Here is a 24,242-nt window from a genome sequence, read left to right on the forward strand (position 1 = left end):
ACCCTAGATTTCCGCCATGGATAGCGCACCTCTCATCGACCCTTTCGCCCGCCCGATCTCCTACCTCCGTGTCTCCGTGACCGACAGGTGCGATTTCCGCTGCACCTATTGCATGGCCGAACACATGCAGTTCCTGCCTAAAAAGGAGCTTCTGAGCCTCGAGGAACTCGACCGGCTTTGCTCGGCCTTTATCGGGCTGGGGGTGAAAAAGCTGCGCATCACGGGCGGTGAGCCCTTGGTGAGACGCGATATCATAACATTTTTCCGCTCGGTCTCGCGGCATCTGGACAGCGGACAGCTTGAGGAGCTGACCCTGACCAGTAACGGCTCGCAGCTTGCGCGTTTCGCGCCCGAACTGGCCGCCATCGGTATCCGCCGGATCAATGTCTCGCTGGATACGCTCGACCCTGCGAAGTTTGCGGCCATTACCCGTTGGGGACGGCTCGATCAGGTGCTCGAGGGTCTGAAGGCGGCCAAGGCTGCCGGCCTGCAGGTGAAGATCAATACTGTCGCGCTGAAAGGGTTCAACGAGGACGAACTGTTCGATCTGGTGAGATGGTGTGGCGAGGAAGGGTTCGATTTGACCTTCATCGAGGTGATGCCGATGGGCGAGATGGGCGAGGAGGAACGGCTGGACCAATATTGGCCGCTCAGCCAGCTGCGCGCGCGTCTGGCCGAACGTTTCACGCTGGTCGATCTGGCCCATCGCACAGGCGGCCCTGCCCGCTATGTCTCGGTGGGCGGAACCGGCCAGAAGATCGGCTTCATCACGCCGTTGAGCCATAATTTCTGCGAGAGTTGCAACCGTGTGCGGATCACCTGCACGGGCGAGCTGTATATGTGTCTGGGTCAAGAGGACCGTGCCGATCTACGCGCACCGTTGCGGGCAAGTGCGCAAGATGCGGATCTGGTGCAGGCGATCCGCGAGGCGATCTCGCGCAAGCCCAAGGGCCATGATTTCGACTATTCGCGCCAGAAGGTCGAGGGCCAGATGCCGCGCCATATGAGCCATACCGGCGGCTGAGGGAACCGTGAGGGCATTTCGCGCTTATGTCTTCTGACATAGCAAAGAAAGCCCGACCATGTTGCAGCCCAGCCCGCGTCACGTCCATAGCACGTCCTGTGCGGCCTGCCCTTTACAGAACAATCCCTGTTTCGAGGATTTCAGCGCGCGCGAACTGGCTTTCATGGAGAAGTTCAAAACAGGCGAGATCTCTGTTGCGGCGGGAAGTGCCGTCATAACGGAAGGTGCGGCCAGCCAGCATATGTATACCGTCCTGAGCGGATTGGGTATCCGCTACAAATCGCTGCCTAACGGCAACCGTCAGGTGCTGAACTTTGTCTTTCCGGGGGATTTCATCGGACTGCAGGCCGCTGTCATGGGCGAGATGTGCCACGGTTTCGAGGCCACGACCGAGATGCGCCTATGCGTCTTCGACCGTGCGCGCTACTGGGATTTGCTGCGCAACGAGCCTGAGCGCGCCCATAGCCTGACATGGATCGCCGCGCGCGAGGAGAATTTTCTGGGCGAGAGCTTGGCCACGATAGGTCAGCGTGGCGCAAGCAGCCGGATCGCTTGGGCCCTTTTGCAAATCTATACGCGGCAGGCCGAACTCGGTGCGTCGCGCAGCAAGCATGACGGGCTCTGGGTGCCTATGCCCTGGAAACAGCAGGATCTGGCCAATGCGCTCGGCATGTCGCTTGTGCATACCAACAAGACGCTGGCCAAACTGAAACGCGCGGGACTGGCCGAATGGTCACGCGGCTGGCTGGCCCTGCCCGATCCCGAGCGGCTCGCCCGCGAGCAGGAGATCGTCTTGCCCGGTCAGGCGACCCGGCCACTTCTCTAGCCTCTTGCGCGGAGCATCACGCCGGAAGACGCGCCTCTACCATCTCGACAAACCAGCTTGCCCCATAGGGCAAGGCGCGGTCATCGAAGATGTAGTCCGCACTATGCAGGATCGCGCTATCGCCATTGCCCAGCCAGATATAGGCCCCGGGGCGCGCCTCCAGCATATAGCTGAAATCCTCGGCCCCCATCATTGGCGTCACGTTGGGGTTCACCTTGTCGGTGACCCGCTTTGCGCCCTCGACCGCAAGCGCCGCATATTCGGGGCGGTTCGACGTCACCGGATAGCCGCGATCATACGCGATCTCTGCACGCGCGCCGAATGCCTCGGCGGTGGCAGTGACGATCTGGTTCACGCGCTCCTCGACATAATCGCGCAGTTCGGGGCGCATGGTGCGCACAGTGCCGCGCAGCATGACCTCCTGCGCGATGACATTATGGACCGAGCTGTCGGATTTTATCGCGCAGGTCGAAACCACCACCTGATCATGCGGGTTCACATTGCGCGAGGCGATGGTCTGCAGCGCCATGATGATCTGCGCCGAGACCACAACGGCATCTACCGCATCATGCGGCGTCGCGGCATGACCGCCACGGCCCACCACGCGGATGTCGAACTGGTCGCAGGCCGCCATGATCGGGCCGTCACAGATCGCGAATTCTCCCACCGGAATGCCGGGCATATTGTGGATCGCATAGACCTCCTCGATGCCGAAACGCTCCATCAGACCGTCACGGCACATCTCCAGACCGCCGCCACCGCCTTCCTCGGCAGGCTGGAAGATTACCACGGCGCGGCCTTTGAAGGCACGCGTCTCGCAGAGATATTTCGCCGCACCAAGGAGCATCGCGGTATGGCCATCATGGCCGCAGGCATGCATTTTTCCGGCCTCTTTCGAGGCATAGGGCACATCAGCCTGCTCACGCACCGGCAGCGCATCCATATCGGCGCGCAGGCCGATGGCGCGGTCCCCGCTTCCCGCCTGACCGCCCCCCGCCTGACCGTGGATCACGCCCACAACTCCCGTGCGCCCGATCCCTTCGATCACCTCGTCGCATCCGAATTCGCGTAGCAGCGCGGCCACCCGCCCGGCAGTGCGTTCGACATCGAACATCAGTTCGGGATGCTGGTGGAAGTCGTGCCGCCATGCGGTAATCTCGGGGAGAATTTCGGCAAAACGGTTCTTGATAGGCATGGTTGCGTCTTTCAGAGGGAAACCGGCCTGTAGATTGCGTGATGCGCAAGTCAGGCACAAGCCCCTGCCCTGCATCATTTTTGCAATAATACGCGCAACGCCCGCTCTCCCAACTCGAAAATCGGCAAATTTATTAAAAAACCGTTGACGATAACCCCGAAGTAATGATCTTCTTAAAGTTGTAAAACAGTCCGTTACGGTTTGCGGCTGTTATTTTATCATCAGAGTTTTCGGCCTCAAAATATCGATGTCACGAGTGCAAACGGTTTTTCATGCACAGGACATTATCCATGCCGCAAAAAACCTGCCCGAAAAATACAGCTTCCAGCCTGTTCAGTATGCCGCTGGACCAGCCTGCTGTCCGCGGCCGCCACAAGCTCCGCGAATTGGAGCTGCGCAATCTCCAGAGCGGCCACACGCGGGACTGTGGACCAGCCGCGGATGGCAGGCACAGCATCGACATCCCCCCCCCTGCCCATCCCACCAGCGCTCTGATCACCCTGGCAGAATACACCAAGCGGCTGACGGGGGCCGAATACACTTCGATCACACTTCTGGACACCGGCCATCACGAGGCCACGACGGAGCGGATTGGCGATCTGGAAGCGCATGCCCTGGCGGAAAGCATACAAGACAAACACGCCCCCCACGGAACACGCAAGATCTTCCATTCCCTGTCGGGCAACCACAGCTACTACCGCTTGCGGCTTCTGTCGGACGCGGGCCACCCGTTGGGTTTTCTTAATGTGGTTTTCCCCAAATCGACCCCCGACGATAGCGCGCGCAGGAGCTGTCTCGAAACCACGGCAGATCTGCTGGGACAAGTGCTGACGATACATATCGAGAAGCAGGCGCTGGAGGAGAATTACACAGCGTCCCAACTGCGCGAGAAAAAGCTCGAGCGTCAGGCCGAGGTCGATCCGCTCACACAGGTCGAGAACCATTCCGCTTTCGAGCGTAAGGTCCAGGAGCGCTTGACGATCCTGCGCACCAAAGGCAGCCGCGCCGCCTTCATCATGCTCGATATCGACCATTTCAAATCGATCAACGATCTTTACGGCCATAGTTTCGGCGATAAATATCTGCGCGTAATCTCGTCGGCCATCAGCTCGGCCTTTCCGCCGCCCGCCCTGATCGGACGGCTTGGAGGGGACGAATTCGGCGTTCTGGTCGAGACAGGCTACACCTCGGAGATCTATCTCGAGATGCTGCTTTCGCGCTGCCGAGCCGCCGTCCAGCGCGGGGCGGCAATGCTTGGCAAGGGCGATCTGGGACGGGTGAGTATCGGCGCAAGCCTGTTTCCGGAGCAGAGCGAGACCTATGGCGAGCTGTTCGAGCTGGCCGATAGCGCGCTTTATGCGTCCAAACATGCCGGACGTGCAGTCAATACCGTTTTCTCGGAAAGCCATCATGACAAGTTCAATTCGCGCGCTATCGGGCGGCGGTTCGAACGCGCTATCGCGGAGGATCTTCTGGAACCCTATTTCCAGCCGATTATCTCCACCGCGAGCGGCGCCCGGCTGGGCTACGAGATCCTCGCCCGCTGGCGCGACCCCGAACGCGGTATCCTGATGCCTGATGCGTTCGCCTCTGTCTTCAAGGATTACCGGCTGGCCGAGACGCTGACCCGAACCATGATCCAGCGCGCCCTGACAGCCTATGTCTCAGCCGGGCTGGAGCGGGAGCCCGGCCCTCCGGTCACGCTGTCCATCAACCTCACCTCCTTCGATCTTCTGAACCCCGAATTCGTCTTCGATATGCAGTTGATGTTGAACACGCATGGGCTGGAGTGGGATATGATCACGATCGAGGTGACAGAGAAGGTGATGCTGGACGAGCGCTCGGGCCAGATGCTGCGGTCGTTACAGGAGATGCGCACCCGGGGAGCAACGGTGGCACTCGACGATTTCGGCACCGGCTATGCGGGCCTGCGCCATCTGGCGGACTGGCCGGTGGATATCCTCAAGATCGACCGCAGCTTCTGCGCCAAGATCACCGAGACCGCATCCGACAAAGCTATCGCCGAAGGAATATTGCTGATCGCACAGCGCTGCGGCTATCAGGTCGTGGCCGAGGGCGTCGAGACACCGAGCCAGCTGGACGCCTTGCGTGCCCTGGGCTGCCCGAGGGTGCAGGGGTTCCTCTTCGCCCGTCCGATGTCGAGCGCGGATCTGGCCCGCGCGCCCAGCCGATATATCGTGGCTCCGCATACGGTCAACTGAGCCGGCTTACGCGGGAGATCCGGTCGCCTCTGTCGCGGGCGCCAGCATAACTCCCGGCGGGTTGGAGAGCGTCAGCTCGATCGCATTGACCAACCCGTCGAGCGCCAGCGGCTTGCGCAGTAAAAGCCCTTGGACCAGACGCCCCGAGCGGCTGAGCTGGTCGGTATAGCCCGACATATAGAGCACCTTCAGCTCGGGCCACTGGTGGCGGCATTTTGTGGCCAGCCGGTAGCCATCCACCCCTCCGGGCAGGATGATATCGCTGATCAGGATATCGGGCGCCTTTTCCAGACCCGTCGTGCATTTCCCGAGAGCTTCTGCCGCCGAACGGGCGGAGATCACTTCCGCCCCGAGCACCTGCAGGGATTGCGCGAGAATATCGTGGAAATGCGGATCATCCTCGACCACCATGAACAACAGCCCGGACAGGTCGGGCAGCCGCAGCGCGGTTTGCGGCGCGGAGTTCTGCACGTCGGTGACAGTCTCGAAGCTGAGCGTAGCGACCGTGCCCTTGCCTTCTATGGAACTCAGCTCGAAGCTGCCATCCGCCTGACGGGCGAAATTTTCCACCATTGGCAGCCCGAGTCCCGTTCCGCCCAGACTTTCGCGCGTGGTGTAGAACGGCTCGCGGACATGGCGCAGAAGGGCCTGTGACATGCCCGGACCGTTATCGACCACCGCAATCGCGACCTTGCCGCCGGGCATGGTCTGACAGCGCAGGGTGATTTCGCCATGGCCGCTGCCTTCCATGATCGCATGACTGGCATTGAGCACCAGATTGAGGATCGCACTTTCCAGATCGGTCGGAATACAGCGGATATAGACCGGTGTCGGAGACATATCGAGCCGCAGAAGCACTGCGGAGGGGATGGCCTGCCGCGCCAGATCGACGATGGTGACGAGCTTGGCCGTCAACTCGATCGCCTCTTTTTCGCTGGCACGGTCACGGGTGAGATTGAGGAGCCGCTCCGTCAGATTGGTGCCACGTTCGCAGACCGAACGGACGGCGAGGACCTTGGCGCGCTGCGTCTCGCTCAGCCCCTCCGTCTCCAGCAGGATCGTATCGACCGAAAGCCGCGCAGCGCCGAGGATATTGGCCATTTCATGCGCCACCCCGCCCGCCATCTGGCCGATGGCATCGAGCCGCTCGGTGCGCGAGATATTTTCGCGGAAGATCCAGCTTTCGGTCTGGTCCTCGATCGCCAGAATGCGCAGCGCCTCGGCAAAGCCCTGCCCTTTGCGCGTGAGCGTCGCCGTAATCTTCAGCGCATGTTCGCGCCCTTCAGCGTCGATCCACCCACAATGGAGTTCCCGCGTCGTCGGGCTATTCAGTAAGCGCCGGAACGGGTGCGATGCGCCCAGAAGGGGCTGGCGGTTATCGATGGAATGGAACCGTCCCTCGTGCAGGAAGGCCTCGGGGCTCTCGCCAGCCATCGCTTCGGCAGCAAGGTTCATCATCCGCAATCTGCCCTGCAGGTCGATCACGAAGACCGCCTTGTCGAGACCATCCAGAACATCACGCAGGCGTTTTTCCTCCAGCACCGAGCGGCGTGCGGCGATATTTTGGTAACGCGCCCCCCGCAAGGCTGTGACTGCCGCCAGAAACAAAAGACAGATCGCCAGTGCACTCAAGCGCAGATTGGGAGAAATCAGCCCGTGTTCCGTCGTACTGAGCGCCAGATAACATAGGAGGATCGGCCCGATCACCGCGAGCGGAAGAACAAGCCGCGCCATCTGCCCGCCCATGCTATCGGCGAGAAGATCGGGCAACCAGCTGCCCTCGGGGCTGGCACAGAGCGCCGCCATATAAAGGAGGAGAAACCCCGTCGCGGTATGGAAGGCCATATCCGACAGGTAGGTCACCTTGGCCAATGCGGGCGCATCGAACAGATAGGCCACCATCGCCACGAGACAGAGCAGGATACCGGCACTGGCCAATGCCGCGTGCAGATAGCGCGCCCAGCGGCCCCGCACCCCTTGCAGCCCCAGAATGACCACCATCAGGAAGACGCCCGAAATGGTGGCAGGCGCCATCCGGCCGGTCGGCGCGAGCCGCAGCGGATTGATACTGAGCGGCGTGGTATCGGGATCAGGCAGCGGATACATCTGGTCCTGAATCCCGATCACCGCCATTCCGAGCGCACCAAACAGGAATAAAAGCCGCAGACGCCGGTTCCATTGGCCCTCGCCGCGCAGCCAGAACGCTTGCGCCAGCGTCAGCGTCACGAGCCCCCATGCCGTTTGCGGAACCATCGCAGGCCATGTGGGGGCCAGCTGCCGCAGAGCCGCGCTCTCGAAGACATACCCGCCAACAAGCACCAGCATGGCCAGCGCGAGACATGCGGCCAGAAGCGCCCAGGCAACAGACACACTCGGCAATATCTGCGCGTCCGCGACATTGCGGTCTTGCGCCTGAAACATTCGTTTCATTTAAAATCCTTCCCCCATCCCGCTTGAAGTTCAGCTCGTTAAGACGCCCGTCCCTGCAGGGGGAGAAACGGATCAGGTACTGGTAGACACCACGAGCTGATCCACCAGCCGCGCCAACTCGGCCAGAGAGGTGGATTTCGGCACCCGCATATTCGCCTCGCGCATGCCCAGTCTGAAAATGGGCGAATCGACCACCTCCGACATCCCCGACAGAACGACGATCGGAAGATCGGGCGCGATCTCGCGGATCTTATGGAGCGCCACGATGGCCCCACCACCGGGCATCACGACATCCAAAAATACGATATCCATGCCACCAAGCTCGATATTGGGAATGAGCCGATCCGATTGTGTAACGCCTACTGTGACGTGACCATACGCATCCATGCCTTGCGAGAAGGCAATCAGGTAGTCTTGGTCGTCATCGGCGATCAGAATTCTAGCCAAACGGGTGTCCTTAAAGTTGCAGCTTGCAGAGTATGTGATAGGTTTTCAATTAACTCAAGAGCGACAAGGACTTCCCCCATGCACGATGCGCAGGATGCTCAATTTGCGGAAACCGGTGCATTGCCTCTTGTGGCACTGGGGGCCTCCGCAGGCGGGCTCGAGCCGCTCGAGACGTTCTTCGCGAATTGCGCCGAATATTCCGGCTGGGCCTTTGTCGTCATCCAGCATCTCTCGCCCGATTACCGCTCCATGATGGACGAGATCCTGAGCCGCCGCACAAATCTGCGAATCATCCACATCGAAGACGGCATGAGGATCGAGCCGGACACGATCTATCTCAACAGCCCCAACCAGACGGTCGAACTGAGCGAGGACCGGTTCATCGTCACCGCCTATGGCGCGCGTGGCCTGACACCGCCCATGCCGATCGACTCACTGTTCAAATCGCTGGCGACGCGGGATACGGAAAAGACCGTCGCGATCGTGCTGTCGGGTTCGGGAAGCGACGGGACGCGCGGCGCACAGGCATTGCATGCGGCCGAGGCCACCGTACTAGCACAGGTGCCCTCGCAGGCGGCCTTCTCCTCCATGCCGCGCTCGGTGCTGGCCGCCGGGGCGGCCGACCGTGTCCTGTCGGTCGAGGAAATGCCCGAAGCGATCAATATGATCTTCTCGCTGGGAAAATCGGGCCGTAACGCGATACTGGAGATCAAAGGCACCGCATCACAAGCGATCCTGAAGGCGCTGGAACGCAAATACCATATCGATTTCTCGGCCTATAAACCGGTCAATGTGCAACGCCGCATCGACCGCCGTCAGCATCTGCGCGGAATATCCACCGTCGAGGAATACCACGCGCTCCTAACGTCTGATGACAGCGCGCTCGAGGAACTCTATCAAGACCTTCTGATCGGCGTAACCGAGTTCTACCGCGATCAGGAAGCCATTTATGTGCTCCGTAGGGAGGCGCTCGACAAGCTCGTCGAGCGGTCGGATGACGATGCCCCCCTCCGGATCTGGATCCCCGGCTGCGCCAGCGGCGAAGAGGCCTATACGATCGCCATCGAACTGTCCGAGGCGCTGGAACAGGCCAAACTCGAGCGCAAGTTCCGTGTGATCGCCACCGATGTCCACCGCCGTTCCATCGACATCGCCTCGGCGGGGATCTATTCGGCCGAAAGCGTGGCCAAAGTCCCGCCAGCGCTACGCGCCAAATATTTCATCCACCATCGTGACCAGTTCATCGTCGAACCCAAGCTGCGGCAATCCATCATCTTCTCGGTGCATGATGCGCTCAGCGATCCACCTTTCATGAATCTCGACCTGATCTCGTGCCGCAATATGCTGATCTATCTGAACGAGGAGCCGCAGGCGCGGGTGATCTCGATGTTCCTTTTCGGGTTGCAGAAAAACGGCTACCTGCTGCTGGGGCCATCCGAATCCGTCGGTCGCTTCGGCAGCGAGTTCAAACAGGTCCATACCCGCTGGCGCCTGTTCCAGAAAGCTTCGAGCCGCCGTGTTCTCGACCGCACTATGCTGTCGAACCAGCTCGGCAGCGCCAGTCGCCAGAGCGAGCGCAACGACTTGCCCATGGCCCATTCCAGCAAACTCTCCGCCTCGCGTCACGCTCCGCGCAATGTCGCCTATACCAATGGAAGCTTTCTGGACATGACGCATCGCGAGATGCTTGTCGCGGGGTATGACGCGCTTCTCAAACGCTATGCGCCCTCCTCCATTCTGCTGACCTCCGACGGGCAGGTGCTCAGCTGGTTCGGCGCGGCGAGCGCCTTTATCGACACTATGAATAATCTTGCCGAATGGACGGTAGACCAGATCGTGCATCGCGACCTGCAATTCACAATCAAGGTGGGAATAGAACGGCTGCGACAGGGCGTGGTGGACACCTCGAGCCGGGATGTATCGGTGGATATGGGCAATGGCCGCCAGAGGATGGTAACGCTCCGGCTCGAACCGCTCGATCAGCTGGGCCGTGCGCGGTTGATGCTGGCGAATATCAGCTTCCGCGATGATCCGCAGGACGAGATCCTCGAGCCTGCACCGAGCGAGGCGACGCGGGCCAACGTCCAGCAGAACGAGGATACGCTTTTGTTGACACGCCGCATTCAGGAACTCGAGCGCGATCTGCGTCTGACAGAGGAAACGCTGCAGCATGTGACCGAACGGCTGGAGGCGAGCGGCGAGGAACTTCAGGCCTCCAACGAGGAATTGCAGGCCTCCAATGAGGAGCTTCAGGCCTCCAACGAGGAATTGCAGAGCTCGAACGAGGAACTGCATGCCGTCAACGAGGAACTGGTGACGCTAAGCACCGAGCACGAGATCCAGATCGACAAGCTGTCCGAGCTGAACCAGCAGACCGAAACCGTGCTGCGCAATCTCGGGCTCGGGGTGATCTTCGTAGATACCGACCTGCGCATCCGCCGCTTCAGCGACCTGATCGGAGCGCAGTTCCTGCTGGAGGCGCATGATGTGAACCGCGCACTGGCGGTGGTCTCGCCCAAACTCTCTTTCGTGGATCTGGCAGAGCTGACGCAGGAAGCGATCCGGACAGGGCAGTCCCAACGGGCCGAGGGCGAGCATGGGCGCAATTTCCTGCGGATCGAGATTTTCCCTATGGTCGATCCTGCCTCCTCTGTCGGGGCGCCGGTGACCGATGCGATGTTGATTTTCCACGGGCTCTGAGACCGGAACATCATGCCTCAGGGGCGCCCATAGGCCGCCATGAAAATGCGCACTGCCTCGCGGCAATTGGCCTCGATCTCGTCGTCAGCGGGCGGGGCCGCGCGGAACCCGAACAGGCATTGCCGCCATAGCCCTGCCGTTACCAGTTCGGAAAACCGGTGGGCAGTCATCAACGGATCATCAATGGCAAAGCGCCCCGCGGCGCTTTCCTGACACATCCAGTCCGACAGCACGCCCAGAAAATTCCGTGCGCCGGTCTCGTAGAAACGCTGGCCCAGTTCCGGCATGCGCTCGGCCACCCCGATCACGATACGCTGGCCGCGCACGACATCTTCCGAACACAGTTTGTGCCCCAACAGCCGCGCGGAGTGCAGAAGCTTCTCCTCGGCACTGCCCGGCCCCGCCAGAACCTCGTCGACACCCGCCAAAAAGATCCGCTTGCGCTGTTCGATCAGCCCGACGAACAGATCCTGCTTATCGGCGAAATAGACATAGAGCGTGCCTTTGGACACGCCCGCAGCCTTGCAGATACTGCTCATGGTGGTCGCGTCATAACCGCGCTCGAGAAACATCTTCCATGCGCCTTCCAGGATCTGGTCGCGCTTCTCGGGGTCCTGCCCCGCAGCGTGACGCCGGATCTGGCCGTCACAACAAGAATCGTTTTCGTGCATTACTGCCCCCGAGAGATTTCGGTGAATATAATCGAACCGCTTGGTTCGATAAAGCCCTTGATTGGTAAGCGGACTTGCCTTATCCACATCGAACCGAGCGGTTCGATTGATTCCGCCCGCCTGTCATGCCTGCCGTTCCGCACCGATCATCCGTTCCGAAAGCGCCCATAATGTCCTCCGCTCCTGATACTTCCGTCGAAAATCCCGCCCCCGCCTCCAAACCGGCAGGCCGCAAGAAAAAGATTCTTGCAGGCGTGGCCGTTGTCGCGATCGTGGCCGTTGGCTGGTTCGGCGTCAGCTGGTGGACCCACGGCCGCTTCATGGTGAAAACCGATGATGCCTATGTGCAGGCCGACGTCTCGCTGATGTCCTCCAAGCTGCAGGGCTATGTTTCCGAGATCGAGGTGAAGTCCAACCAGCATGTCGCCAAGGGCGACGTTCTGCTGCGTATCGATGATGGTGACTACAAGATCGCGCTGGAGCTTGCGCAATCCAAACTGCCAACCCTCGAGCGGACATTGGCACGGATCGACGCGCAGATCGCGGCGGCAGAAACCTCGGTGGAACAGGCCAAGGCGCAGCTCGGAGCGTCCGAGGCGGCGCTGACCAATGCCCAGACCAATGCCAAACGTGCCAAGGATCTGGCCGCGCGCCGCGTGACCTCGCAGGCCGATCTCGACACCGCAAACGAGACACTTGCCACGGCTCAGGCCAACAGGACCGCCGCCATTGCTGCCATCGCGGGGGCCGAGGCCGATGTCGAGGTTCTGCGCGCCGAGCGTGCGGAGAGTGAATCGAGCCGCAAGCAGCTGCAGCTGGCCATCGATCAGGCGCAGCGCGACCTCGAGCACACCGTGATCCGCGCGCCCTATGATGGTGTCGTGGCCAATATCGCAATTGAAGAGGGCGAGCTGGTCAGCATCGGCGCCACCCTTGCCGCCGTCGTGCCCGATCATGGTCTCTATGTGGAGGCCAATCTCAAGGAGACCCAGCTGGCCGGTATCACCCCCGGTGCCAAGGCGACCGTGGTGCTCGATGCCGACAAGGACCATCCGATCGAAGGGACCGTGACCTCGATCGCACCGGCCACGGGGGCGATCTTCTCGCTGATCCCGGCCGATAACGCGACCGGCAACTTCACCAAGATCGTGCAGCGTGTGCCGGTGCGCATCGCCCTGCCCGAGGATCAGGTGCCGCTGCGCGCGGGTCTTTCGGCCGAGATCGAGATCGACCGCCGCACCTCGCCCGCAGAGGGCCAGACCCAGACGGCCTCCTCGAAATGACCGACACGCCGGAGCTGACGCCACGCCGGATCATGGCCTTCATGGTCATGGTCTTCGGCATGTTCATGGCCATTCTCGACATCCAGATCGTCTCCGCCTCGCTGTCGGAGATCCAGGCGGGGCTCGGCGCCTCGCGTGACGAGATCTCCTGGGTGCAGACCGCCTATCTGATCGCCGAGGTGATCATGATCCCGCTCTCGGGTCTTCTGGGACGGATGATGTCCACGCGGCTCCTCTTTGCGGCCTCGGCTGCGGGCTTCACGGCGGCCTCCTTCATGTGCGCCACCGCCGGATCGATCAACGAGATGATCCTTTGGCGGGCGCTTCAGGGGTTCTTGGGCGGTGGCATGATCCCTTCGGTCTTTGCTGCGGCCTTCACCATCTTCCCGCCCTCCAAACGCAATATCGTCTCGCCGATCATCGGCCTGATCGCCACACTTGCCCCGACCGTCGGCCCCACGGTGGGCGGTTACCTGTCCCATGCGCTGTCGTGGCACTGGCTGTTCCTGGTCAATGTGCCCGCCGGCATTCTGGTGACCGTTGGCGCGCTCAGCCTGATCGATTTCGACAAGCCCGACTGGAAGCTGTTCCAGACCTTCGACTGGTGGGGCCTTCTGGCGCTGGCCTGTTTCCTTGGCGGGATGGAATATGTGCTGGAGGAAGGTCCGGGCAATGACTGGTTTCAGGACGAGGCCGTGGCCATCCTGTTTATCATTGCCTCAATCGGTTGCGTGACCACCTTCTGGCGGGCCTTCACCCGCGAGAATCCGGTCGTCGATTTCAGTGCTTTCACTGACGCCAACTTCTCGCTCGGCTCGCTCTTTTCTTTCGTGATGGGCATCGGGCTTTACGGGATGACCTATCTCTACCCGCTCTACCTGTCCTCCGTGCGTGGCTATGACAGCCTGATGACCGGCGAGACGGTCTTCGTTTCGGGGATCGCGATGTTCATCGCCGCCCCTCTGACCGGCATGCTGGCCTCGAAAGTCGATCTGCGGGTGATGATGGTCGCGGGGTTCCTGGGCTTCGGCCTCTCGACCTATATGCTGACCTATATGACCGACCAGTGGGATTTCTGGGAACTGTTCTGGCCGCAGGTTCTGCGCGGCATGTCGCTGATGATCTGTATGGTGCCAATCAACAATCTCGCGCTCGGCACGCTACCGCCCGCCAAGATCAAGGGCGCCTCGGGGCTGTATAACCTGATGCGGAACCTTGGCGGTGCGGTGGGGCTTGCGGTCATCAACCAGATGCTGACCGACCGCCAGGCGCTGCATGACGCGCGGCTCGCCGAGGCGGTGAATTGGGCCAATCCGGAAGCGCTTCGCCAGCGCGATCTTCTCGCCAATATCTACAGCCAGTCAGGGCTCGACGGCACCACGGCGGCACTGTCGCAACTGGCCGCACGGGTGCAGGGACAGGCCCATGTGATGGCCTTCATCGATACATTCGTGGTGCTGACCTTCCTCTTTGCCAGTCTCGCCCTAATGGCGCTCGCGATGAAGCCGCCAAAGGCGCAGGGCAAGCCGCCCGCCCATTGAGGCGGGAGATTGCGTTCAGGCGCTGCGGACGAAGAGCTTGATCTCGGTGCTCGAGACATCTTTCGTGCGCTCGAGATAGATCACCTCGCACAGATCGGACAGGTCATCGAAATGGCCGGCCCAGTCATCGCCCATCGCGAAGATATCGATCTCCAGACGTTCGATATCGCGGCGCTTCTGCTCCCAATGCTCTTCGGGAATGACCTCGTCGACATAGCGGCAGGCCGCCACGATCTCGGCGCGATGGGCATAGGGGATGGAAGAGCGCTTGCCCTTGATCGCGTTGAACTCGTCGGTCGAGACCGCCACCGTCAGATGGTCGCCCAGATCGGCAAGCCGCTGCAACAGCCGCACATGGCCATGATGGAACAGATCGAATGTGCCGTAAGTAATCACTTTTAGGGTCATTTCAGTTCCTTCTCAAGCAGGCTCAGAAAAGCCGAGAACCTCTTCTTCGCCTTGGTCCAGGGAAATACGAAAAACGGATCGGGCACCCGCCATCCCTCGCCGTAATTGGCGCTCAGGACGGTATCGGGGTCTTTGGGGATCAGGCGGCGCGGATTACCCTGCCACGGCACCAGATCCATCAAGGCCTCGCGCGGGACATCGCCATAGCTATAGGGATAGACAAACAGCCTGCCCTCCTCGCTGATCCATGCGGGGAACAGATCCACCTGCACCGGACCCACGCGCTTGAGCTTGTGGATACCGGCCGAGACATTGGCCTCGGGATCGATAAGCTCTTCCTCCTCCAGAAGCGTGCGAAGCTGCGAGAAGGCTTCGGCCGCCTCCTCCTCGTTACGCGCATCAAGAAGCACGGCCACATCGATATCATCGTCATGGGGCAGGAAATCGCCATCGCGAACGACGCCCAGAAGCGTGCCGGAATTGAGGAAAACCGTCAGTCCCAGTTCGGCCAGCCGCTCGGCCATCACGTCGAACGCCTCCCAGACGGTCGCGCTTTCCAGCCCGTCGAAGGTCATCCCGCCATGCGGTGCGATGGCCACGCCATGGCTCGTCATATGCTCGGTGAGCGCATCAAAGGCCAGCGGTCGCCCCTGTGTCTCGAACGCCTTGCGGATATGGGTCATATGCATCCGGCCACGCGCCGGACGTCTGTCGAACAGCCCGTAGAGCCAGCGGCGGGCAATCCGGTTGCGCAATGTCGTCGGACGGCCATCGATCCGCTTGTAGAGCGTCTTGAACAAGGTATTGCTGCGGGCTTCGGGTTCGCTACGCGCGTAGATCTCCATCAGCGCCACCATCCGCGCATCGCGCAGTTCCGGCAGATCGAAGCTACGGATATAGTCGCTGCGCCGCCCGTCGGGCGTTTCGAGGAAAAGATGCAGCGGGAAGCGGTGCAGATCGATGAATTGCGACACGATCCGCGCGCGATCGGCATTACCGCCATCGGTAAAACGGCGCGCGAGCTTGGGGGTGCGCTTGTCGTTGAAGACCACGGGAAGCGTGCCCTCCTCGCCCCGCAAGACCAGAACGGGAGCGTCCTCACCGGCGTTCAACGGGAACGCGTCCGAGACGATGAACGACCCGCTGAGCTTGGCCTTACCACGCGGCACATCGACATCCAGCGTCAGCATATCGCTCACGATCATCTCGCGCAGGGGCGCGCTCTTCGCAATTATGTCGTTGTCTTTCGGAATCGGTCCGGCCCTCGATATATGACAGTTTCGTGACACCGATATTGCTGAACGGGTCGGCATCGCGTCAATCGTTAAAAAACTATTAAGTAAATGCGGTCCAATTGTGACAATCTCCGGTTAAAGGCGCCGAGGCATTGCACCGTTCTGCCCCAAATCGGTGAAACTCATAGCAGCATGAGAACAGTGCAGCGGTTTTCCGAAGTATGTGTTCCATATAATAAACATATCAATTTGGCACTCCAACTCCGGCCCACACCTTGCACGCACGCCCTGTTTCAGCTCCTACCGGACGGCTTACGCGTTCCGAAGCCGCGCAACGTAAATCAACCAAAGCGTGTATTGTGACACAATGAAAATCCTCAAAATTGTTCTATAACTTACTGATTCGAGCGAAAAAATCTGAAACTCTTCTGAAATACGTTTCTGAAACACCCACGCACATTTTTTAAACATCTTCGATGGCAGCGCATAATTGTGATCAGATAGAACGGGTTGCCGCTCTGCGCTTCGTCAATTTCGAGGCTAAAAGTTAATAAGATTTCATGATTAATATTCGTAAATGCAAAAAGTAAATGGCGGCACTTGATCGGATATCGGTCACGTGTTGTCATTTACTTAACGAAAGGTAAACCGGGATTGTCCGGTTTAGACGATAAAGCAAGATCCTCCACGACTTCTCGCCCCGGCGCACTGCGCGTCGGAGGAGAACCTATTCAGCTCCGACCCTTCAGGTCGGCGCTCGAGACCTCTTTGCCTTACTCCAGACGTTCAACATCGAGAAATGGAGCCCTCCCATGGCCTTTTCCACTGGTCTCGCTGGTATGCGGGTCTTTTCCTATAGTGCTGCCTCGGTATTGGGGCTTCTGATGGTGTCTAATACGCTCGCTCCGGTCCTGACGACCCGATCCGAACGCGCCATTGTCAATGCGCCCTCCTATCTGATCACCGCCCCCATTGACGGGGTCGTGCAGGGTATGACCATGAACAGCGGCAGCCGCCTACGCGACGGCGAGACGGTCGCGCGCATCCGCAATGTCTCGGTCGATCAGGCCAAACTGGTCGAATTGCGGCTTCGGGTCAGCGAGATGACACAGGAGATCACACAGCGCAATCTGCGCCTGAAGACCTTCGAGACGCAGGCCGCCCAGCTGTCGGATCAGGTGCTGCGCATGCAGCGCGAGGTGCTTGGTAATCTGGAGAACGAGCTGGCCATAAACCAAACCCGCATCGAGCGCCTCGAGGCGACGCTGGGACTGGCAAAAGGGGCGGCCGCCCGTCAGGCCAAGCTGCAGACGGCCGGTATCGTGTCCAAGACCGTGGCCGAGGACCAACTGGTGACCGCCGATATCGTCCAGAGCCAGCTGGACGAGTTGCAACTGGGCAAACGCCAGCTCGTCGAGCGCCTGAACGCCGCGCGCAAGGGGATCATCGTCGGGATAGATAGCGGGCAGGTGCCCACCCTGCAGGCCGAATGGCGCAGCGCGACACAGGCGATCGCGCTGTTGAAGGGCGAGATCTCGACACAGGAAGACGGTCTGCGCGCGGTGATCGCCATGCGCGATGCCGAGGAGCACCGCGTCTCGCTGCTGAGCGAGACCAGTGTCGAGGTGCAGGGCCAGTCCGAGGTCACGACGCTGGCCATCGAGGACGGGATGGCGGCGCGCGCAGGCGATACCCTTGCCCGTGCAGTGCGTTGTGATCAGCGTGTGATCGTGGCCATTTTCCCCGAACGCACCGCCAGCAAACTCGGCCCTGGCACCGCGATGAAGATCTCCTCCCCCGATTGGCTGGAACCGGTGCCAGCCAAGGTGACCTCGATCCTGCCGCGCACCACGGATACCGAGGATACCCGCTATGTGCTGCCCTTCCCGCCCACCGAACGGCGCGAGTTCTATGTGATGATCCAGCCCGAAGCTGCCCCGCCGCAGACGGGCGGCATGGCCTGCGGCGTTGGCGCATGGGTCACGGCGGAGCTTCAGGAGGGCACCCTGCCGCAATTGAGCGCAGGCGTGCGCGGTCTGCTCGATACGGCTCTGGCCGCGATCAAGCCGAATTCGGCGCTGGCCGCCTCTGAGGACACGGCGTTCCCCCGACATGAGATCGCACATGATGTCGCCTCGGGGCTTTAGATCCCCCCTGCTCGGCGGCATTCTGGGCGTGTTTGTAACAAGTTCCTTTTTTCCCGCTGCCATGGCCTCTCCGTCTGCGGAGCTGGAGGAGACATTATGCACCTCCCTGCGAACGAGCCTTCCTGCCGGGCCTGATCCGGGTTTTCTGACCAGCTGGCCTGAACAGCCCAACCGCGGCGCGGGCGTCTCGCAGCCTGATCCGGCGTTGCGCGATGCGGGCTTTGTCTATGACAACGCCCTTGCGGTGATCGCTCTTCTGGGCTGCGGGGACCTGCCCTCGGCCCAGCGCATCGGCGCAGCCTTCCTGCAGGCGCAGGAGGCGGATCGCAGTTATAGAGATGGCCGCTTGCGCAATGCCTATCGCGCGGGCCTTTCCGCCCGGCCTGCCTTGCCCCCCGGTTACTGGTCGGACAAGGAGGGGCGCTGGATCGAGGATGCCTATCAGGTCGGCACGACGAGCGGCAATATGGCATGGGTGGGGTTGGCCTATCTGCATCTCTCTGCCGCCAGCCATGACCCGAAATGGCGCGCGGCGGCGCTGGGGCTTGCCTACTGGATCGATGACCATATGCGCCCCGATAACGGGATGAAGCGGGGCTATCTGGGCGGCTATTTCGGCTTCGAGCCCGACCCTGCCCGCGCGCCATGGTCCTCAACCGAGCACAATCTTGATATCGTCGCGCTATCACGGGCCCTGATGGCCAGCACGCCCCCCCTGCCGCCGGACGATGGCGCGCGGCTCGAACGGATCGAGGCCACCGCCCGCGAGATGGTTCTGAAAATGTGGCGCCCCGCGCGCGGAGCCTTCCTGACCGGCACCACTCCAGAGGGGCAGCCCTCAGAGAACGGCGGCACGATGCTCGATGTGCAGGTCTGGCCCTATCTGGCACTCCCCGAACTGGGCCGGATCAGCGGCCGCCCTGCAACCGTGGCCGACATCCTGAAAGGGCTCACTGTCACCCGAAACGGGCGGAACGGATTGGATTTCAACGACGACCGCGACGGCATCTGGGCTGAAGGCACGGCACAGGCAGCCCTCACCCTGAACCGGCTGGGTCTGACCGCACAGGCAACAGAGTTCATGATCACCCTCTCGACGCTCGTCGATCCCGCGACCGGCTACCTTCTCGCCACGGATGGCACCACCCTCTCGACGGGCCTCTCCATCGGGATCGGATCGAGCGGGGAGATCGCCTTCACCTATCCGCCCCGCCCGCATCTCGGGGCCACCGCCTGGGCGCTTCTGGCCCTGCAGGACCGCAATCCCTTCATACCGGCCCCGCTGCCCCTTTCCCAAGACCCCTCTCCGGAGCCTCTCCAATGATCTCTCCTACGCTTGCGGATATGTCCTCGATCCTTGCCTATAATCTCGGGCTGCTGTTCCTGATGCTGGCGCTTGCACTGGGGCTGCCCTCCGACAGGCCCTTTCCACGGCGTCTGATTGGATCGCTCACCGCGCTCTCGGTCATCCTCTACGCGGTCTGGCGCACCACCCAGACCCTGCCCGAGTTCTCGTTCACGCTCAAAGGGCTCTGGCCGTGGATCTTCTGGGCGGCGGAGATGGCGGCCATCGCCTATTCGCTCGCCTCGATCGTCATCCTGTTCAACCATCGCGACAATGGCGAGTTTGCCGATGGGGCCGAGGCGATGCTGGAAGCCAGCGAGGACTGGCCCCGCGTGGATGTCTTCATCTGCACCTATAACGAGCCGATCAATGTGCTGGAGAAATCCATCCTGCCCGCGCTGGCGATGGATTACCCCGATTTCCGTGTGTTTGTCTGTGACGATACCCGCCGTCCCGCCCTGCGGGCCTATTGTGAGGCGGTAGGTGCCAATTACCTGACACGCCCCGACAATGCCCATGCCAAGGCCGGAAATCTCGACAATGCCTACCGGCTGACCGATGATGCGGGCAAAGGCGATCTGATCCTCGTGCTCGATGCCGATTTCGCGCCCCAGCGACAGTTCCTGCGCCGCGTGGTGGGCATGTTCGAGGAACCCAGCGTCGGCCTCGTCCAGACCCCGCAATTCTATTACAACAACGACCCGATCCAGCATGCCTTCGGATTGAGCGACAGTTTCGTCGATGACCAGCGCGTGTTCTTCGATATCTTCCAGCCCGCAAAAGACGCGGTGGGCTGCGCCTTCTGCGTCGGCACATCCTTCGTTGTCCGGCGCAATCTGATCGCCGAGTTGGGCGGGTTCCCCAAGGGCGTTCTCTCGGAGGATATGTGGCTCAGCTACAAGCTGATGGAGCTGGGCTACCAGACCCGCTGGCTGAACGAGAGGCTCTCGGTGGGGCTCTCTGCCGAGGGTGTGGGCGAATATATCACCCAGCGTACGCGCTGGTGTCTGGGCACGATCCAGATCGGCTGCATGCCCGACGGGCCGCTCTCGCCCAAAGGCCGGTTCACCCTGCGCCAGCGGCTGCATTATGTGCACGGGCTGATGTCATGGCTGTCCAAGCCCTTCATCCCGCTAATGCTGATCGCCCCCGTGCTTTACTGGTATTTCGACCTGCCCGCCTATCACGCGGACGAGCTGGCCTTTCTCAGCTTCGGCCTCCCCGCGCTGATCTGTTTCTGGGTCTACTCGACTTGGGTCTCGGGCGGGCGCACGCTGCCGCTTCTGACCGAGGTCACCCATGCGCTGACCGCCCTTCCCGTGACCATGACCCTCCTTGCCGCGCTCAGAAACCCGTTCGGCAAACCCTTCAAGGTCACCGACAAGGGCGGCGACCATTCATCGGTCAAGGTGAACATTCCGCAAGCCACCTTCTTCGGCGCGATCTCCATGGCTCTGGGGCTGGCCATCGCACTCAATCTGGTGGGGCCGCTCGCGATCACCGAACCTTCGGCCAAGGATCTCTTCAACCTGACATGGGCGGCGGTTGCGATGCTGATCTCGGTCATGGCGCTCGGGATCTGCTATGAGCGCCCCCGCCCCGGCAACGAGGTGGAGATCCGTATGGATCTGGCAGGCCAGCTCCGCTACGGCTCGGAGATACTGGATCTGCGGCTTACAGGGCTGAGCGTCGAACACGCCCGCGCCACTATGGCACAGGGCATCCAGCGGCTGACCGCCAACAGCGTGTGTATTCTGGAACTTGACGGGCTGCCCGAGATCCCTTGCCGGATCGGGATCCTGCGCGCCCATGGTGGACGCCAGAGCCTCAGACTGGAGTTCATGCCCGATACGGCGGCGCGTCAGGCCCTGACCCGCCATCTCTTCTCGCAAGCCCCCGAAAACGTGGCGCGGCGCGGGCAGCTGCTGCCCGCAATAGGCCATAGCCTACGCCATCTCCTCTGGGCGTGACCTATCGGAGAGGCCCGACAACGCCTCAGGTTCATGCCGCCCGAGTGGCGACAGACGCACCCCACCTGTCTGGCCCCGCGTGAACCCGATCCAGTCCTACCCAGCTTTCCGATCGGACAAGCGCCCCTTATCTCCGAGGCATCAACGGTTTCAGATGCCTGGCAGGAACTGCCACGACTAACAGACCTTCCATGCGCACTTCGCCCGCCGGAACGAGAAGAAGGAGCGCCAACGAGCAGGGACGAGAGGTTCACCCCGGAAGATGAGTCGGACCAGATCCCGAGCTGGATTCGGCTGACAGGGGTCCAGCGCTACTTTTCGGTCCACCGCCACACGGTCTGCAAGGCCGAGAGGGAAAGTAAGATCAAGATTTTCCGGCAATCTGAAAGCTGCAGAAGGCGTGAAGACATTGATAAATGGTGCCCCCAGAGAGCATAATAAAATTATTTAAAATCAGAATATTAAGAAAAAATACGGGAGAAAAATGCGTATCGTAACTATCATCTCAAAGAGATAGTCTAAATAGCTTCCCGCCCTATTCTAAGAAGCAGATTCGTGGTTCAAATCACTTCGCGCCTACCAATTCGATTTTCGCGCACAAAAAAGTTCAGAGCATCAGGCGAAAAGTATCTCCTTCGAAAAGCGAATGAGACACTTTCTTAAAATTGCACAAACGGCCCTATTCGGACATTCATCGGGCCGATCTACGCGGTGATGTAGTTCACTGAACCAGCCATTCGTGGCACTGTGCAGCACGATCCGGTTGCTCGACGGCGCCAATCCGGACGAAGCGGTCATTCACGTGAATGGCGCAATCCACTGTCCCTCTACTCGTAAATCTCTCCTTCATCACCCACGATCTGGGCACCTAGCTGCGCAGCCAAAGCCCGCATTGCTGATCTTTGCTGACTATTGAACGTTTGAAAATCAGGGGAAGGACGAGTTGAAATCCGTCCATTGAACCATCTGAACATTCTGATCCAAGTTTGACTAGTAGGGTCAAACAGTTCAGCCGTTCCATGCGTTACAGGATTCGATATCTTTTCTCCAGTAACGGGGTTCGTCACTATCGTGGTCGCCGTATCTGCTAACCTAACGTATTCAACACTGCTTACGGCCTTTGTCCATTCATCTAGGCTGATTGGCCGGCCACTGTCTCGTTCTATATGGATTTCATAAGCCATGCCATTCTCTCTTCTATTCCTACTTTCGGTCAGTTGCTAAGGAATAAAGCGGACCCGCCATGCAAACAATGTAGTTTGGGCTCAAACCGGTCATGTGGCGGCGCTGCGGTCCCATCACGAGGGCTGAGCCACCCTATCGACGCGTTCGGCCCTTTCCTGCCGTTCAGTCCCTAGTCGACCGCCGCGGTGCAGCTTCACCAGACCGGCCATTCGTCCATTGCGCAGCATTCTCGGAAGATGAATGTAGCTGATGCGGACGGAGCGGGCGTTTGCGGCATTGTCATCATGGACGATAACATTAGAGGTTGCACCGGGTGATTAGGTGGCGGTCGAGGGTGTGGCCTTACGGCGGGCCAGAAGCTTAATCAGCAGACGGTCACCTTTTGGGGTGATGCCCCAATAGCTTCCCCTGTCATTAACTCCACGCTTCTTAGTGCCTTGAACCATAAGGCCGAGGGCGCGGAACTGGACAAGTATTTCACTCCAACACTCAACAGCAACTGTCGCGCTCCGGACACTATTCTTGGTAGGCTGTAGTGAGTGAAACCTCGCAATGAGGTTGGTCAGTTTGTCTTCAGTGGTTTCGTTGATCAACGCTGGGCCGATGTCGCGGAACAGGTCGTTCCAAGAAACCTCGACATTCCATTCAACGTCAAAAATATTCCAACCATCATCAGTTTCACGTCGGATACCGTAAACGGTTACTTTGTCGTCACCTGATTCAAGGCTATCGTCGTCTTCTTCAGCCTCTTGGGCATCAAGCTGATCCTGGAGCCGCCGATTTTCCTCCGTAAGAGTATTAATTCGTTCCAAAAGTGCGATTGGGGATGAACCGTCATTTCGTATCCAGCCGGGCCTAGGGGAAATTTTGATTTCTCTGACCAACGAGCGCGAAACAAGGCCGCCTAGTTCAGATGGCGTCTTCCAGTTTCTTATTGGATGAGTAGACATGACTTCGGATCGAAAGGATTCAAGTTTCTGTCGAGAAGCCTCATCCTTTTCGGCTTTCCCTACTGGAATGCTCTCAGGTTCGCCATGGACAAAGGCCAAGACCGGCAGCCCTATCTTCTTTGCGTAGCGATACTCTTTCTCTGTGTAACTTATGCCCTCGGAAGTCGTCGAGCCGTAGCGTCCCCCGATAATAAGGACGTAGTAATCACACTCATCAATAACGCGCTTGATCACATCCCACTGACCCTCGTTGGATGCCACAAACGCCTCCATACCGGTTGGTATGCAGTCCAGCTCCCAAATCGCTTGGATAACCTCAGCCCTCTCAGCCGCAAGATCGGTAAACGTTGAGCTGACAAATACTTGATGGCGAACGGAATAAGACAAAAGTGCCTCTTCATATTTCTAAACTAAGTTCACATGACATGACACAATCACACTTCGACCAAAAGTAAGAACTTTCGTCCTGTCATGTGCAGCACAACCTGACAGTCCGCTAAGAGCTCGAAGCGGTCATGCGGCGGTACGGCGGCCCCATCACGAGGGCCGCGCCAGCCTACCTACGCGATCGGCCCTAAGCGGACGTCCACTGAGGGAGCTGCATGCTGCGATGCGGCCCGTCGGTCCTGCCCTTCGCCGCATGCGCAAAATCACACGCAAGCC

General features: G+C 60.2%; 17 protein-coding genes. 9 read left to right on the forward strand and 8 right to left on the reverse strand.

The genetic code is table 11. The features are described from left to right. Positions 1–16 precede the first annotated feature (16 nt). Both moaA and ABEB22_RS00175 read left to right on the forward strand, forming a co-directional pair. Positions 17–1,024, forward strand: a complete 1,008-nt coding sequence (gene moaA / locus ABEB22_RS00170) for a GTP 3',8-cyclase MoaA (protein WP_406870575.1) — start codon at positions 17–19, stop codon at positions 1,022–1,024. Positions 1,025–1,082: 58 nt separating this feature from the next. Beyond that, entirely contained in the window at positions 1,083–1,850 is a 768-nt protein-coding gene (locus tag ABEB22_RS00175) for a Crp/Fnr family transcriptional regulator (RefSeq protein WP_339112321.1), read from the forward strand. 16 nt (positions 1,851–1,866) lie between these two features. Here the strand turns inward: ABEB22_RS00175 and ABEB22_RS00180 are convergent, their stop codons facing one another. After that, positions 1,867–3,045: a M20 aminoacylase family protein gene (locus tag ABEB22_RS00180; protein WP_406870576.1), complete on the reverse strand. Its 1,179-nt coding sequence runs from the start codon at positions 3,043–3,045 to the stop codon at positions 1,867–1,869. Positions 3,046–3,335: 290 nt separating this feature from the next. On the opposite strand from ABEB22_RS00180, the gene ABEB22_RS00185 reads away from it, so the two are divergent. Beyond that, complete coding sequence (locus tag ABEB22_RS00185) at positions 3,336–5,267, forward strand: bifunctional diguanylate cyclase/phosphodiesterase (protein ID WP_339112319.1); 1,932 nt, start codon at positions 3,336–3,338, stop codon at positions 5,265–5,267. 6 nt (positions 5,268–5,273) lie between these two features. On the opposite strand, the gene ABEB22_RS00190 is transcribed toward ABEB22_RS00185, so the two are convergent. Further along, entirely contained in the window at positions 5,274–7,697 is a 2,424-nt protein-coding gene (locus ABEB22_RS00190; protein WP_406870577.1) for an ATP-binding protein, read from the reverse strand. A 72-nt stretch (positions 7,698–7,769) separates the two neighbouring features. Further along, positions 7,770–8,144 (reverse strand): response regulator, encoded by a 375-nt coding sequence (locus ABEB22_RS00195; RefSeq protein WP_339112317.1) that lies wholly within the window; start codon positions 8,142–8,144, stop codon positions 7,770–7,772. A 78-nt stretch (positions 8,145–8,222) separates the two neighbouring features. On the opposite strand from ABEB22_RS00195, the gene ABEB22_RS00200 reads away from it, so the two are divergent. Continuing rightward, positions 8,223–10,844, forward strand: a complete 2,622-nt coding sequence (locus tag ABEB22_RS00200) for a CheR family methyltransferase (RefSeq protein WP_339112316.1) — start codon at positions 8,223–8,225, stop codon at positions 10,842–10,844. Between the two features lie 17 nt (positions 10,845–10,861). Here the strand turns inward: ABEB22_RS00200 and ABEB22_RS00205 are convergent, their stop codons facing one another. Next, complete coding sequence (locus ABEB22_RS00205; RefSeq protein ID WP_339112315.1) at positions 10,862–11,515, reverse strand: TetR/AcrR family transcriptional regulator; 654 nt, start codon at positions 11,513–11,515, stop codon at positions 10,862–10,864. 170 nt (positions 11,516–11,685) lie between these two features. Between ABEB22_RS00205 and ABEB22_RS00210 the strand changes: the two genes are divergently transcribed. Together ABEB22_RS00210 and ABEB22_RS00215 are read left to right on the forward strand one after the other, a co-directional pair. Beyond that, positions 11,686–12,798 (forward strand): HlyD family secretion protein, encoded by a 1,113-nt coding sequence (locus ABEB22_RS00210; RefSeq protein WP_339112314.1) that lies wholly within the window; start codon positions 11,686–11,688, stop codon positions 12,796–12,798. Then, positions 12,795–14,339, forward strand: a complete 1,545-nt coding sequence (locus ABEB22_RS00215) for a DHA2 family efflux MFS transporter permease subunit (RefSeq protein WP_406870578.1) — start codon at positions 12,795–12,797, stop codon at positions 14,337–14,339. The genes ABEB22_RS00210 and ABEB22_RS00215 overlap by 4 nt, the downstream gene beginning before the upstream one ends. 15 nt (positions 14,340–14,354) lie before the next feature. Here the strand turns inward: ABEB22_RS00215 and ABEB22_RS00220 are convergent, their stop codons facing one another. Together ABEB22_RS00220 and ABEB22_RS00225 are read right to left on the reverse strand one after the other, a co-directional pair. Further along, the gene (locus tag ABEB22_RS00220; RefSeq protein WP_406870579.1) at positions 14,355–14,747 is read right to left on the reverse strand and encodes an adenylyltransferase/cytidyltransferase family protein; all 393 of its coding nucleotides are present in this window, start codon (positions 14,745–14,747) and stop codon (positions 14,355–14,357) included. After that, positions 14,744–15,937: a LicD family protein gene (locus tag ABEB22_RS00225; protein ID WP_406871157.1), complete on the reverse strand. Its 1,194-nt coding sequence runs from the start codon at positions 15,935–15,937 to the stop codon at positions 14,744–14,746. The genes ABEB22_RS00220 and ABEB22_RS00225 overlap by 4 nt, the downstream gene beginning before the upstream one ends. An 857-nt stretch (positions 15,938–16,794) precedes the next feature. Between ABEB22_RS00225 and ABEB22_RS00230 the strand changes: the two genes are divergently transcribed. The 3 genes from ABEB22_RS00230 to ABEB22_RS00240 all read left to right on the forward strand — a co-directional run bounded on the left by ABEB22_RS00230 (position 16,795) and on the right by ABEB22_RS00240 (position 21,444). Further along, positions 16,795–18,129 (forward strand): hypothetical protein, encoded by a 1,335-nt coding sequence (locus ABEB22_RS00230; protein WP_406870580.1) that lies wholly within the window; start codon positions 16,795–16,797, stop codon positions 18,127–18,129. A 61-nt stretch (positions 18,130–18,190) separates the two neighbouring features. Continuing rightward, positions 18,191–19,453: a hypothetical protein gene (locus ABEB22_RS00235; protein ID WP_406870581.1), complete on the forward strand. Its 1,263-nt coding sequence runs from the start codon at positions 18,191–18,193 to the stop codon at positions 19,451–19,453. Beyond that, on the forward strand, positions 19,450–21,444 hold the full coding sequence (locus ABEB22_RS00240) for a cellulose synthase catalytic subunit (RefSeq protein WP_339112309.1): 1,995 nt from the start codon (positions 19,450–19,452) through the stop codon (positions 21,442–21,444). Before ABEB22_RS00235 ends, ABEB22_RS00240 begins: the two co-directional genes overlap by 4 nt. Before the next feature lie 827 nt (positions 21,445–22,271). On the opposite strand, the gene ABEB22_RS00245 is transcribed toward ABEB22_RS00240, so the two are convergent. Next, positions 22,272–22,628, reverse strand: a complete 357-nt coding sequence (locus tag ABEB22_RS00245) for a hypothetical protein (RefSeq protein ID WP_406870582.1) — start codon at positions 22,626–22,628, stop codon at positions 22,272–22,274. Between the two features lie 318 nt (positions 22,629–22,946). Beyond that, positions 22,947–23,966: a DUF4062 domain-containing protein gene (locus ABEB22_RS00250; protein ID WP_406870583.1), complete on the reverse strand. Its 1,020-nt coding sequence runs from the start codon at positions 23,964–23,966 to the stop codon at positions 22,947–22,949. Between the last annotated feature and the right edge of the window lie 276 nt (positions 23,967–24,242).

The organism is Thioclava sp. 'Guangxiensis' (genome assembly GCF_045348365.1).
Lineage (GTDB): Bacteria > Pseudomonadota > Alphaproteobacteria > Rhodobacterales > Rhodobacteraceae > Thioclava > Thioclava kandeliae.